This is a genomic window from Ensifer sp. LC384, from assembly GCF_001695865.1.
Classification (GTDB): domain Bacteria; phylum Pseudomonadota; class Alphaproteobacteria; order Rhizobiales; family Rhizobiaceae; genus Ensifer.
This window is the reverse complement of the sequence record NZ_MBST01000020.1, coordinates 18,442-32,039: the sequence shown is the minus strand read 5'-3', so window position 1 is coordinate 32,039 and position 13,598 is coordinate 18,442. Positions and strand designations below refer to the sequence as shown.

General features: G+C 59.5%; 12 protein-coding genes. All 12 read right to left on the bottom strand.

Translation table 11 applies throughout. The annotated features are described in order from the left end of the window. Positions 1 to 36: 36 nt before the first annotated feature. Positions 37 to 900, bottom strand: coding sequence for an aromatic ring-hydroxylating dioxygenase subunit alpha (locus BC363_RS16485; protein ID WP_065785467.1), 864 nt, complete (start codon positions 898 to 900; stop codon positions 37 to 39). Positions 901 to 1,306: 406 nt separating this feature from the next. Next, positions 1,307 to 2,239, bottom strand: a complete 933-nt coding sequence (locus BC363_RS16480) for an ABC transporter permease (RefSeq protein WP_065785468.1) — start codon at positions 2,237 to 2,239, stop codon at positions 1,307 to 1,309. Continuing rightward, positions 2,232 to 3,191 carry an ABC transporter permease gene (locus BC363_RS16475; RefSeq protein ID WP_244519888.1) on the bottom strand — a complete coding sequence of 320 codons (960 nt, stop codon included), beginning with the start codon at positions 3,189 to 3,191 and terminating at the stop codon, positions 2,232 to 2,234. Before BC363_RS16475 ends, BC363_RS16480 begins: the two co-directional genes overlap by 8 nt. Positions 3,192 to 3,279: 88 nt before the next feature. Next, entirely contained in the window at positions 3,280 to 4,830 is a 1,551-nt protein-coding gene (locus tag BC363_RS16470) for an ABC transporter ATP-binding protein (protein WP_065785470.1), read from the bottom strand. A 32-nt stretch (positions 4,831 to 4,862) separates the two neighbouring features. Then, positions 4,863 to 5,882 (bottom strand): BMP family protein, encoded by a 1,020-nt coding sequence (locus BC363_RS16465; RefSeq protein WP_065785471.1) that lies wholly within the window; start codon positions 5,880 to 5,882, stop codon positions 4,863 to 4,865. Positions 5,883 to 6,141: 259 nt separating this feature from the next. Then, positions 6,142 to 7,038 (bottom strand): aromatic ring-hydroxylating dioxygenase subunit alpha, encoded by an 897-nt coding sequence (locus tag BC363_RS16460; RefSeq protein WP_065785472.1) that lies wholly within the window; start codon positions 7,036 to 7,038, stop codon positions 6,142 to 6,144. Positions 7,039 to 7,213: 175 nt separating this feature from the next. Beyond that, positions 7,214 to 8,005 (bottom strand): AraC family transcriptional regulator, encoded by a 792-nt coding sequence (locus tag BC363_RS16455; protein ID WP_065785473.1) that lies wholly within the window; start codon positions 8,003 to 8,005, stop codon positions 7,214 to 7,216. A gap of 139 nt (positions 8,006 to 8,144) precedes the next feature. Continuing rightward, entirely contained in the window at positions 8,145 to 9,413 is a 1,269-nt protein-coding gene (gene glyA / locus BC363_RS16450; RefSeq protein WP_065785474.1) for a serine hydroxymethyltransferase, read from the bottom strand. A gap of 75 nt (positions 9,414 to 9,488) precedes the next feature. Next, the gene (locus BC363_RS16445; protein ID WP_065785475.1) at positions 9,489 to 10,463 is read right to left on the bottom strand and encodes a D-glycerate dehydrogenase; all 975 of its coding nucleotides are present in this window, start codon (positions 10,461 to 10,463) and stop codon (positions 9,489 to 9,491) included. Further along, the gene (locus BC363_RS16440; protein WP_065785476.1) at positions 10,460 to 11,665 is read right to left on the bottom strand and encodes an aminotransferase class V-fold PLP-dependent enzyme; all 1,206 of its coding nucleotides are present in this window, start codon (positions 11,663 to 11,665) and stop codon (positions 10,460 to 10,462) included. Before BC363_RS16440 ends, BC363_RS16445 begins: the two co-directional genes overlap by 4 nt. Positions 11,666 to 11,762: 97 nt before the next feature. Then, a complete protein-coding gene (gene purU / locus BC363_RS16435) occupies positions 11,763 to 12,623 on the bottom strand; it encodes a formyltetrahydrofolate deformylase (protein WP_065785477.1) in 861 nt (286 codons plus the stop codon). Continuing rightward, positions 12,620 to 13,513, bottom strand: coding sequence for a methylenetetrahydrofolate reductase (locus BC363_RS16430; RefSeq protein WP_065785478.1), 894 nt, complete (start codon positions 13,511 to 13,513; stop codon positions 12,620 to 12,622). The genes purU and BC363_RS16430 overlap by 4 nt, the downstream gene beginning before the upstream one ends. Positions 13,514 to 13,598: the final 85 nt, after the last annotated feature.

Here is a 13,598-nt window from a genome sequence, read left to right as displayed (position 1 = left end):
CCATAAGAAATTCCCTTCAAGGTGGACCGTCGCCGATCAGACAGGGTACGTGATCGCGCCATAGGTGACCGAGCGATCACGAAGCCACCGCCGATAGTGGACGGAGACGGCATCGGCTCTGATCGGGGTTTCCGCCCTTGGATCGAGCGGCAGGCGTCGTGGGCGCTGGTTTTCGAGGATCGGTTTGTCCTGCGCGAATATCAGTTGCATGAAACTGCGCACTGCCGCCGCCTCCAAGCCCTGCTTGAGGTAGCAGAGATAGGAGTGAACGACGCAGTTCTCCTCATCGACCGGCTGGATGAACAGCACGATCAGATCCTTTCGGTCGGGATCAAGAGGATTGCTCTTGTAGAGTGCGACCGTATAGGGCCGGAAGACCTTGTAGACATAGTCGACCAGCATCGCCGTCTGTGCCGTAGGAGAGGCAAGCGGCTGGTGGAACTTGCAATCGGTTGCCAGCACTTCGTCTCCCGCGGTAATCGTCACATTGTAGGGCAGCACTTCGGTGTGCGGCTCATCGCCCAGCCAGCCGGTGTGCACGAAGGGAAAGTGCCCCATATCGAGAAAATTCTCGACGGCTCGTAGGCCCGATGCCTTGACGGCGAAGGAGCCGCCGCTCAATAGGTGGCGGTCGGCCTCGTTCGTCTCCGGCAGGTACAGGATGTCTCGTTCCGGCCTACCGAGGCACGCCCAGATGAATCCGTATCGAGCGTCCGAACAGACTTCTTCACCTGTCCCCGAAAGGACCACTCTCTGGCTGTAGCGGCCATCGAGTGTGACCTGAAGATCATGTCCCATCAGCTTGGTGGCGAAGGCCGAATTCGACGACAGGGCAGCCCGCTCCGCGACAACGTGCCAGTCGTTGAGAAGCGTACGATCGGCGCAGCGAAACTCTCCCATTGGCCACCTCCGGTGCGGTCATGCATCACTGCGGAAAAACCGTAGCGATGCCTGTTAACTGCCCGCAGAGTTTCATTTTCGGGACCGCGACGGAATGTCTTCCGTTGCCCCGCGCATACCTTCAATTAACGTTTTTCGAGATACGGGTCGGCAACGTCCCCGTCGGCAATCCCACACATCAACAGGGCAGTCATTCCTGCCCTATGTTTGCCGCTCGCCGCAAGGAACCGTCCGGCGGTCGGATTAGAGCTGCATTTAATCAATAGCTTAATTTGGCCCTGTTGCCTTCTTGGCCGGTCCCTTTTCGCCTCATCGCCTAGGCAGGATGACGCGCCGAGCCCAGCCGTGAGAATTCACACGGCTGGGCGCTGAAGCAAAAGTCGGATGTCGTCAGTTCATCTATCCCTCATTCCCGGCGATAGGGAATTCCAAGTGCGACCGGCTGATGCGTTCGCGACCTCAGGCCAGCCAGAAGCACGAGTGAGGCCACATATGGCAACACCAGGAAGACGTGATGCGGAATTGAAACCCCGACGACCTGGGCGTGAATTCCGATGGCTTCGAGCAATGCGAATATGAAGATCGCTCCAACCACACGGAAAGGCATCCAGTTGCCGGCGATAATGGCAACAACGACGAGCCAACCGCGACCGGCGATAAGGTCCGGCACAAACCGGTCGGAATAGCCCAGCATCAGGAATGCGCCACCGAAGCCCGACATCAGGCTGCCGAACATGATTGCCAGGCATTGGCGGCGACCAACGTTCAGCCCTTTGACGTCGAGTGCTTTCGGATTTTCCCCGACGCAGCGAATTTCGAGCCCATACCGGGTGCGGTAGAGAAAAAACCAGACCGCGATCGGAAGCAGGAAGCTGACATAGGTCAGAAGGCGCTGGGAAAACAGCACCGTTCCAAGGATCGGAATATCCGACAGATACGGTATCTCGACAGCTTCAAAACCCGCGAATTTGGGCGGATCGCGACCGATGATGTAGGTCTGGAACCAGAACAGGGTGAGACCCGAGGCAAGCAAGTTGAGGGCAAGGCCGGCGATGAATTGCTCTGATTTGAGAACGATCGTAACGAACGAGAGGATCAGGCTCAATGCCGCGCAAGCCAGTACCGCGACGAGCAGGGCAAGCCACGGCGAGCCCGTCGTTGACGCGATTACATAGGCGACGACCGCGCCAAGCAACATCGTCCCCTCGACGGAAATGTTCCAGATACCGGAACGTTGGGTGACGAGTTCGCCCATGGCAGAGAACAACAGCGGCGTGGCGATCCGAACCATTGCGGCCAGAATACTGATGAACAGTGGACCCTGAAAAAGCTCAAGCATGCACTTCACTCCTGACAGTAACCTGGATCCTGGTGGCCACGGCTGCACACAGGAAGAAGAGCAGGACGAGCCCTTCCATGGCCGAGACCAGCCCGGCCGGGGTTCCACTCTGCAATCGCATGTAAATGGCTCCGCTTTTCAGCGCACCGAAGAAGAGGGCCGCAAGCATGGCGCCGCTTGGCCGCAACCCTCCGACCATCGCAACGACGATGCCGGAACTGCCGATACCGAGCAGTGTTTCGGCGCGAAGACGATGGGACGTGCCGAAAAGTTCGCCAGCGCCAGCGAGACCCGCAAGGGCGCCGGATACCAGCATCACGACCAGCAGGAGGCGGCTGATATCAGTTCCGCGGAACCGAAGCGCAGTCGGGTTGGAGCCGAAAGCGCGGATTTCGTAGCCGAGCGGCGTTCGCTCCAGCAAGACGGCCGATAACGCCGTGGCACCGAGCGCAAGCAAGAAACCGACATGCAGCTTGGCGGAGCCTTGGCCGAACAGCGTCGGCCACTCCAACATTGTATTGACCGGGGGAGACTGATGATAGGCGACGGTCACGCCGGACTCCATCCACGGTCCACCATCAAGCAGATAGGCGAGCAGGAAGATCACGATGTAGTTCAACATGACTGTCGAGATGATCTCGCTGGTGCCAAAACGGGTCTTGAGAATTCCGGCCAGGAGACCAAGGACGCCGCCGCCTGCCAGGCCCGCAAGGACAAGGATCGCGAAAGCCATCCAGTAAGGCAGCGGGCCGATCCACAGGCTGGCCCAATAGGCGCACATGGCGCCGGCCAGAACCTGCCCTTCCTGTCCGATATTCCAGATCTTCGCCCTGAAAGCGATCACCGTTCCAAGACCCACAAGCAGCAGGGGAGTCGCCTTGGCCAGCGAGCCAAGCAGCGCCTTCTGGCTGCCGAAGGCCCCGATAACGAGCGACGAGAAGGCCTTTGCCACGTCACCTCCGGACAAATGGAGTAAGGCGGCGGCGGAAAAAAGAGCACACAGCATTGCCGCCGAATAGCAGGCAACGTTCCAGCCCAGGCTATTGCCTGAGCGCCTTTGAACTAAGATCATTGAGGTGTCCATCAAGGTTGCTGGCGTCACCCGCCATCATCATTCCAAGCTCGAGGAGTGTTGTTTCCTCGGGCCGCACAATGCCCACGATCCTGCCTTTGAAGATAACGGCTATGCGGTCACACAGACGCAGAAGGTCGTCGAGCTCCTCGGAGGCCAGAAGGATGGCAAAGCCATCGGCGCGCTTTTCGAGGATCTTCTCGTAGACAAATTCGGATGCCGCCACATCGAGCCCACGCGTCGGCTGATTGGCAAGTAGCAGGCTCCCGGCGTGAAGGAATTCGCGCGCAAGAATGACGCGCTGGGCATTGCCGCCGGACAGGCGCTCGACGGGCAGGTCCGCGGATGCAGCGACGATCCTGAACTCCTCGATCTTGCGCTCGGCCAAAGCATTGAGCTTGCGGCGGTCGAGAAACGGTCCGCGCCGGTACTCCGGCTTGCGCTGCCATCCAAGCACCAGGTTCTCGGCCGTTCCGAACTCCGGAATCAACCCCTCGCGAAAGCGATCGTCAGGCACGAGTCCAACGCCCCTGTCGAGCATTTCGCGCGAGGTCGGCACCGCGACAGCATCTCCGTCGAGAAGAAAACCTCCCGAGCTCAACGTCCTCACGCCCATCAAGACTTCGAACAACTCCTTCTGGCCGTTGCCTGCAACACCTGCCAGGCCGAGGATCTCGTTGCTGGCGATGCTGAAGGTGACATCACGAAGCACGTCCTCGCCCCACTCGCCGAGCGCACAGGCGCGATCGACGACAAGGACATCACGACCCGGTTCGATAGACCTGTCGCTGACATGCTTGGTGACCTTGTGGCCAACCATGAGTGCAGTAATGGCTTCTGCCGTCGTGCCGGATGTCTGGACGGTGGCGACGACCTTGCCTTTGCGCAGGATTGTGACCCGATCGGACTGCATCACCTCACGCAGTTTATGGCTGATCAGTATGATGGACAGGCCCTGGCGCCGCATTCCGTCGAGAATTGCGAATAGCTGATCGGACTGTTGTGGGGTCAAAACGGCCGTCGGCTCGTCGAGGATCAGCAGTTCCGCCCCGAAATACAATGCCTTGAGGATTTCGACCCATTGCTGTTCGCCCACCGAGAGCTCCCAGATTTCCCGATCGAGATCGATCTGGATGCCGCAACGGCGACAGAGATCCTCGACCTTTCGTCGCGCCGCTGATTTTGACAGGAACATCCCGACTTCGGGGCTTCCCACGATAATGTTCTCAAGGACGGTGAAATTGGTAACGAGGACGAAGTGCTGGTGCACCATGCCAATGCCAAGCCGAAGCGCATCGGCCGGCGAGTTCAGCTCGGCAATCTCACCCTTGAAACGAATGACACCACTATCTGCGCGATAGTATCCGTACAGGCAGGCCGACAGCGTCGACTTGCCCGCACCATTCTCACCGAAGAGACAGTGAATTTCGCCCTTGCGAACGTCGAGGTCGACGTTGTCGTTTGCGGTAACGGCTCCAAACCGCTTGGTCAGGTTCTGTACGCTGAGAAGGTTTTCCATTGAGTGACACCAGCCCTGTTCTGTCGTCGGTCCTACTTCACCTCCGCCGTGTTGAGGGGAACGACAAACTCGCCGGACATGATCTTCTGTCTCGTCGCCGCAAGCTCTTCCTTGACGGTCGCCGGTAGCTTTGCATCAAAGTCGTGATAGGGCGCGATATCGACGCCGCCCTGCCCCATGGAGAACCATTTCGGCTCGGTGTTTCCGTTGTACTGGCCTCCCGGCTTGTGCTTGAGCCATTCGGAAACGATCCATTTGATATCCGGCTGCCAGTTGATGATCGCACTGGAGGCGATCGCGTCTGGCGCAAGCTTACTTTGGTCGATGATGTTGGCAAAGCACATGATCTTGTGCTCCTGACAGGGCTTGAAGTTGTCCGTGAGCATGAACACGACATCCGCACCTGAGGCGATCTGCACGTTTGCGTGTTCTGCCGCCAGCGCGTTGTCGGACCACGATCCGATGAACGACACGCGGTGCTTCACGTCAGGCCTGACGGCTCTCGCGCCGTCGAGGAACGCATTGATCTGGTCGTTGACATCGTCTGCGGCAAACGTCCCGACCAATCCGATGACGCCCGATCTGGTCGTGCGACCGGCCAGCATGCCGAGCAGGTAGGAGGGTTCGTGAAGTCGCTTGTAGAGCCAATATTGGTTGGTTCCGAGCGGCAGGTTGCCCGACCCGGTTACGACGAACATGATGTCGGGGAATTCGGCGCTAAGCTTCTTTACCTGGTCAGAGTATCGGCCGTGGGCCCAGATAATGTCGTATTCTCCGCCTTCGGCGTAGAAGCGCATGGCGTTCTCGGCATCATCGTTCCACAGCGGGTCCGTGTAATCCCACGATATGTCGAGCCCGTCGGGGCGTGCCTGCTTCACCTGTTCCAACGAATCCAGCAACGTGCGGGTCCAGCCGACATCGGTCCGGCTTTCGAGAATGAGCGCGATCCTGAGTGCACTGGGTTGAGCTGCGAAAGACTGATCGAGCGCGGATACCAGCAACGCTCCCATCGAACCCAGGATCGCGGTGCGCCGTGTGATATTGATAGGCATATGAAAATTCCTCCCTGTTTCAACCTTGGACCTTGTTCGGTCGCTCGCAGGCGATGCGCCTTTCCGCACTTGGTTGCGGGCATCGATGCGAAACTGTCCGGGCCAACGGCTTCCCCTTTTGGTTTTTTGTCGCCGTCGACGTTGGTTCTTTCACATTGCTGTACCAGGCTTTCATGAAACAGCCTGGGCAACAATGACTGCTATTTTGGCCCCGCATATCTCCAGTTAAGCTTGCCCAGATTGTTGTTGGCACCCGTCATCAGCGGCTGCCCGCGACGACGCCGTAGCGAAGACCTCTTTCGCGAAGCCAGCGGCGATAAGCTGCGGAGGCGGCGTCTGCGCGGATCGGAACCTCCGAGCGCGAGTCGAGCGGCAAGCGCTTGGGCACCTGATTTTCCAGTATGGGCTTGTCTTGCCCAAGGATGGTCTGGTGAAAACTGCGCATGGCCGCCAAATCCGTGACTTCATCAATCAGACAGATAACGATATGCACGAGCACCCGGTCCTCATCGACGGGTTGCCCGAAAAGCGCGATAACGTCGCGCCTGTCCGGACGTGTTGATCCGGTCTTGTAAAGGACAGCGCAAAACGGATGGGGTATTCGGTACACGTACTCGGTGTCAGCACCGGTATCCGATCCGGCATTGGCTTGTGGTTGGTAGAACTCGCAATCGGTGACCAGGATTTCTGGCGGGTCTGAGTAGACGGCGACCTTGTAGGGTTTGACCTCAGTGTGGGGTTCTTCCCCCAGGATCCCTGTGTGAACGAATGGAAAATGTCCCATATCCAGAAAGTTCTCGACCGCGCGCGGCGCCGATACGCCAACCCGGGTCACGCCCTGAACGATGCGGCTGCGATCCGGCTCGTCAAATTCCGGTATTTCGAACAGATCGCGCGTTGGGCTGCCCAAGGTGGTCCAGAGATAGCCGAACCGCTGAATGGTCGGAAGCTCGGCGGCGAGCGTCTGGGCATCGATCGGCTCTATGCCGTCTTGCGGCTCGCGCCAGACCCCCAGCCGGTCGCCCTGCCGGCCGATCAGCAACCTTTCGCCGAGAAGAACGGTTGCGAACATACCGCTCGATGGGAGCTCCTCGAGCGAGGCAATGACGTGCCATTCGTCGCGTGCAATCGGGTCGATGTGAGAGAGGTTTTCCATATCGCAGTCCCATGGATGTTTGCTGTGCGCACCGTGCGCCCGCACCTGGAGATGGAGGCGCCTTGGAAAGGTGTATGAAGCCGAGGAGGACGACCATGCCTGCGCTTGGCGTTTCAATATCGCCAATTCGCCTGTCTTAGTTGTGGAGTGTCGGGCATTGAAAACGCTGGAAAACTCAGCCGTTCAGCATTTTCTCGCGCAGCTCGGTCGGGGAGCAATCAAAGGCGAGCTTGATCTGACGCGAAAAGTGGTAGGGATTTTTGTAGCCGACCTGGTAGGCAATCTCGCTCACGGACAAGCCGCTGCGCTGCAGAAGATGCGCGCCATAGTCCAGCCGACACCGCCAGAGATACCGCGCCGGCGTCATGCCCAAGTGTTTCTTGAAGGCAGACACAAGATACTGCGGGCTGACGCGAACCTGTTGTGCAACGCGCTCAATAGAGACGTCTGCAGCGAAGTTTTCATCGAGAAAGCGACGGGCCTGAAGAATCGTCTGCGGGATCGGCCTTTCCTCGGCGACGACTTCCGCCTCATAGATATAGGCGTTGAGGAGGGTGTTCGTCAGAGCCTCGCGAAGGCCGCCGCGACCATCGCGATCCCCGATGCCGAGATCGACACCCAGTTGCATCAGCGTCTGAACCTGCGCCGAGGCGGTGATGAAGGGCGCATACTTGTGGCGCTCCTTGAAAAGCCAAGCAGCATTCTGCGGTCGTCCATCACACCAGCTTATATGTGTCAGAGCGTCGGGATTGATCGTTGTCAGATAGCGGTCATGTGTCAGCGACAGGGCACATTGGCCCGCTTCCAACTGCACGGTGGTCTCATCCGCCTCGATCTTGAGTGACCCGAGATGCACGATGATGAAGGCAATATAGTCCCCCCGAATAGGGCCATATTCCCCTCCACTTTCGTAGGAGATCTCCCCGAATGTGTTTTCCCGACTAAGATCTATGGGCGGCAGTCGCATCGAAGCCTTTCAAAGCACCTGACGGCAGTGTTCGCCAAACATTGGCCCGGCGAGCACCATTGATACTCGTGGTTAACGCCCGCTCGATCAAGCATCGAACGTCGACGACTTTCAATTCCCGATCGAACCACGCCTGGTTTCAATGCGCCGCTGAGTAGATGGGAAAGGCCGCGCAGAGATCGTGGACCGATTTCCTCGCGCGTTGTTCCTGTTCGGCGCACTGATCGGTGTCAAGAGTGTCAAGGACGTCGGCGATCAACGTGCCAACTTCGTTGAACTCCGCTTCGCGGAAGCCCCGGCTGGTGGCAGCCGGCGTTCCCAGTCGGATGCCGGAGGTTATCGCCGGGGGCGCGGGATCGAATGGAATGCCGTTCTTGTTGCAGGTCAGACCGGCACGCCCCAGGGCCTCCTCTGCATCCTTGCCGGAGACCCCCTTGCTGCGCAGGTCGACCAGGATCAGATGTGTATCGGTTCCCCCCGAAACGATATCGTAGCCGCGTTCGGTCAACGCCGAAGCTAGTGCCCGGGCGTTGGCCACCATCTGGCGCGCGTATTGCCTGAAGTTGTCTTCAAGCGCTTCGCCAAGTGCCACCGCCTTTGCAGCGATGACGTGCATCAGCGGACCGCCCTGCAGCCCCGGGAACACCGCCGAATTCACCTTTTTCGCGACGTCCTGATTGTTGGTGAGGATCATGCCGCCGCGGGGTCCGCGGAGGGTCTTGTGCGTCGTCGTGGTGACGATATCGGCGATTTCAACCGGGTTCGGATGCACACCTCCAGCGACCAGACCGGCAAAATGCGCCATATCGACCATCATCGCCGCCCCGACCGCATCGGCGATTGCCCGAATTCGTTTGAAGTCGATCAGGCGTGGATAGGCCGATCCGCCCGCGATGATCAACTTCGGCCGTGTCGCGATGGCCTTGTCCTCAAGTTCGTCATAGTCGATCAGGCAATCGCTCTCGCGAACGCCATATTGGACGGCGTTGAACCATTTGCCCGACATGGTCGGCCGCGCGCCGTGGGTTAGATGGCCACCAGCGGCAAGCGACAGGCCCATGAATGTATCGCCCGGCTTCAACAGCGCCAGCATGACCGCGCCATTGGCTTGCGCGCCGGAATGCGGCTGCACGTTGACGAACGATGCGTCAAACAGCATCCCCGCCCGTTCGATCGCAGCGGCTTCGACGAGATCGACATACTGGCAGCCGCCGTAGTAGCGGTGCCCCGGATAGCCCTCGGCGTACTTGTTGGTCATGACGGAGCCTTGCGCAGCAAGCACGGCCGGCGACACGATATTCTCCGAAGCGATCAGCTCGATCTCGGAGCGTTGCCGCCCCATTTCGCGCGCGATCGCGCCGGCAATGACGGAATCATGCTTGAGTTGTCTTTCGAATAAACCCGACATCGGTTTTCTCCTGAGGCGACGACACGGCGACCGTATCGTCTGCCTGCCAATTGAACTGCAATGGGAAGTATAGGATCAGCTGACCGCATCCGGCGGAGCGCGGCCGCTGAAAAAAGCCTTCAGATTCTCAATGACGCGCATCCCCATGGCGATGCGGGTCTCCTTCGTCGCGCTCCCCAGATGTGGCAACAAAACCACGTCCTGCCGCTCGGCCAGACGACCAGGCACACGCGGCTCGCCTTCGAAGACGTCGAGGCCCGCGCCCGCGATCCTTCGGTTCTCCAGCGCGCGGACCAGGGCGTGCTCGTCCACGACATCGCCCCTGGCCGTGTTGATAAGGAAAGCCGACCATTTCATACATGCGAGCCGACGATCGTCGATCAGGTGGTAGTTTTCCCCGCCTCCAGGACAATGGAGCGATACGAAATCGGCGGTCCCCAGCACGTCCTCGACGGTCGGCAACTGGCGTGCGGGCACGTCGAGACCCGCAATTGGATTGCTGTCAAAGAAGACGACGTCCATGCCGAAACCAAAGTGGCAGCGCCGTGCCATTGCCTGCCCTATACGCCCCATACCGATGATGCCGATGGTCTTGCCGGTGACGTGCGTTCCGCAAAGATGCGTGGGACGCCAACCGGTCCACTTGCCGGACCGCAGTTCCCGCTCCCCCTCTCCGGCACGCCTGGCGCACATCAACAGGAGGGTCATCGCCAGATCGGCGGTCGCATCCGTCAGCACGCCCGGTGTATTCGTGACGACCAGCCCGGCGGCCTTTGCTGCCGCGACATCGATATGATTGAAGCCGACGCCGAAATTGCCGAGTATCCTTGCGCGAACGCCTCCCTCGAACAGGTCGGCGCCGATCCTGTCGGTTACCGTCGGCAGCACCGCATCGGCGCCTTCGAGGGCTGCGCGCAACTCACGTCCGTCGAAAGGCTGGTCGGTGCGGTTGAGCGATACGTCGAATTCTGCATTCAGCCGGTCTTCGACCTCCGTCGGCCACCGACGCGTTACAACGACTTTCGGTTTCATGATCCTGGCCCTCCTCATGCAGCGCAATCCTTTTGGCCCTGGTCAATCAGCCGGATCTCGGAACGGTACCACTCCTGTGCGGCGGCAACGCCCGAGCCCGCTTCGATCTTTGCGCCCGCATCACGCAAGGACATCTCGGCAGCCGCGAGCGCCGAAAGACACATGACCTCGTTCAAGTCGCCGAGATGGCCGATCCTGAATACCCGGCCGGCCACCTTGCTGAGACCGGCACCGAATGACGTGCGATATTTTGTGTAGCCGTTTGCGATGACCTGTCGGGCATCGACATCGTCGGGAACGACGATCGCCGAGACCGTATCCGACCACCACTTCTTTTCCGTGGCGCAAAGCCGCAGGCCCCAGGCATGGACAGCGCGGCGAACACCTTCTGCAAGCCGGTGGTGCCGGGCAATGACCCTGTCCAGCCCTTCCGCAAAAATCAGGTCGAGCGAGACCCTCATGCCAAGCAGAAGCTGTGTCGGCGGGGTGTAAGGAAAATAGCCGGTTACGGACGGTGCCTTCATGTCCTCGAAGCTGAAATAGCAGCGTTCGATCGTTGAGTACTCGTGCGCGGCCAACGCCTTTGCACTGACGGCGAGAATGCCGAGACCGGCCGGAAGCATCAACCCTTTCTGCGAGCTGGTAACGGCGAGGTCGACACCCCATTCGTCCATTCGAAAATCAATGGATGCAATCGAACTCACACCATCGACGAACAGCAACGCTTCATGGCCGGTGTCGTCAAGGGCGGCACGAACGGCCGCGACGTCAGAGGTTACGCCGGTTGCCGTCTCGTTGTGGGTTACGAAAACTGCCTTGATCAGCCGGTTCTTGTCGTCGCTCAATCGCCGCTGATATTCCTCGACCGGCACGCCCTCGCCCCATGCAACGTCGATGCACTCGACATCGAGCCCAAGGCGCTGAGCCATGTCGACCCAAAGATGGGAGAACTGACCGAAGCGCGACATCAGTACACGATCTCCACGGTTCAGGGTGTTCGAGATCGCCGCTTCCCACGCACCGGTTCCTGAACCCGGGAACAGGAAGATGGAGGCGTCGGCGGTCCGGAATATCCGCTTGAGATCGGCGACCAGCGGAAGAACCAGGTCGGGAAAATCCGGTGCCCGCATATCCTGCATCGGCACGTTCATGGCCCGGCGCACGGCATCCGGAATATTTGTCGGTCCGGGCACGAAAAGATGTGATGTTCCATTTCGCATTACGTGGTCCTCCCTTGATTTGACGCACGGTGGCCTGTGGTCGCAACGCGCGACGCTCTGTTCAATTAAATTGCAAAGCCGGCATCCGGCCGCGGCCCTAAGCGAAGACGACTGTCTTGCGCCCGTTGAGCATCACGCGTGCCTCCAGATGCCGCTTGACGGCACGCGCCAGAACACGGCTTTCGATATCTCGGCCGGCCGCAACGAAATCCTCGACACTCATGGCATGTGAGACGCGCTCGGTTTCCTGCTCAATGATCGGTCCCTCATCGAGGTCGGCGGTGACATAGTGTGCCGTCGCGCCGATCAGCTTGACGCCGTGCTCGTGGGCCTGATGGTAGGGTCGCGCCCCCTTGAAGCTGGGCAGGAATGAATGGTGGATGTTGATGACCTTGCCGAACAACCGACCGGCGAGATCGTCGGAAAAGATCTGCATATAGCGTGCCAGCACGACCAGGTCGGCTCCGCTATTTTGAACGATCGCGAAGATGCGGTCCTCTTGCTGCTTTCTGTTTTCCCTTGTGATTGGCAGAAAATGGTAGGGAATACCCGCCCAAGCGGCCGTTTCACGACTCTCGTCATGATTGGAAATCACCGCCACAACCTCAGTGTCGAGCCAGCCGACACGGATCTGGTAAAGCAGATGCAGAAATGCGTGGTCGAACCTGGAGACCATGATTATCGTCTTTGGTCGCTGGCGACAGTCGAGCAGCCGGCCCTGCATTTCAAATTGCTCGAGGATCGGCGCCAATCTGGTTTCGATCAGCTCTGCCGACGTCTCGCCCGAGGCGGTAAACGCAAGCCGCATGAAGAAACGGTTGGTTTCGCAGTCCCAATACTGATTGCTCTCAACGATGTTGGCGCCGAGATCGAGAAGTTGCGAGGTCACCGTAGCCACGATCCCTGCTCGGTCGTCACAGGTCAAAGTGAGGACGAAGGGTCGCATTTGGCGGGTCATCGTGCGCCAGCCCCCATCTGGCGGGCCTCCCGATAGTCATCAAGCCAGGTAAGGGTCTTTTCCCACCCGCCAAACGGAAAGAAATGAAGGTGCAGCGGCGTAGGCGGGATGGGGTAGGCCGATGCAATAGCGTCGAGCACGTCGCCCGGATTACGGTCTGCGATGATGTTGAGAAGCCCGCTCGCCGAGCGCCTGAGAGTGGCCAGTGAGGGCCCCACGCCGCACATGGCGGCAAAGCGGATCAGTTTCGTCAAACTGGTGACGCCGGCGAGCCCCACATGAACAGGAACCTCCGGGTAGTCGCGGTGCAGTTGCTTTGCCCAGGCGCCGATCATCCCGCCGTCGAAGGCAAACTGCGACACGATCCGAGGCTCTAGCGACCGACGCGCGCAGATCTCAAGCTTGCGCTTAAGCGCATCCTTCAGCCGATCCGCCGGAATGTTCGGATGCCCCTCCGGATAGCCTGCGACAAAGGCCGTCCGTATCGCACTATCGGCCAACACCGGATGAGCAAGCAGTTCGGCGGATTCACCGAGCGGACCGGGGAAAAGTGCCGGATTGCCACCAAGGAACAGTACCTCGTCGATGCCATTGCGACTATGCGCATGAACCAGAGCGACAAAGTCCCTTTCCGTTTTGAAATTGCGGGCGGCCAGGTGCGGCACAGCGACATAGCCCATTTCCGTAATGCGGGCCGCCGCCTCGACCTGCAGGGCCTCCGGCTTTCCAGCAAGGTGCGTCAGAAACACCCTTGAGCCCAAGGGAAGCGTATCGGCTTGCGGCGCGAAGCTGCGGACCTGCTCCGGGGCGAGTTCGATCGATATCGTCGCCTCGCCCCCGCTTGAGGGATCAATCCTTGTCTCAGTGCAAGCCTCACTTGAATTGGTCATCGCCTTCCCCGGATTTCAAACAGGCAGATCCGTTGGGCGCAGCGAAGACGGCGACCATGATCTGCGGACTACCATTGGAGGGAGC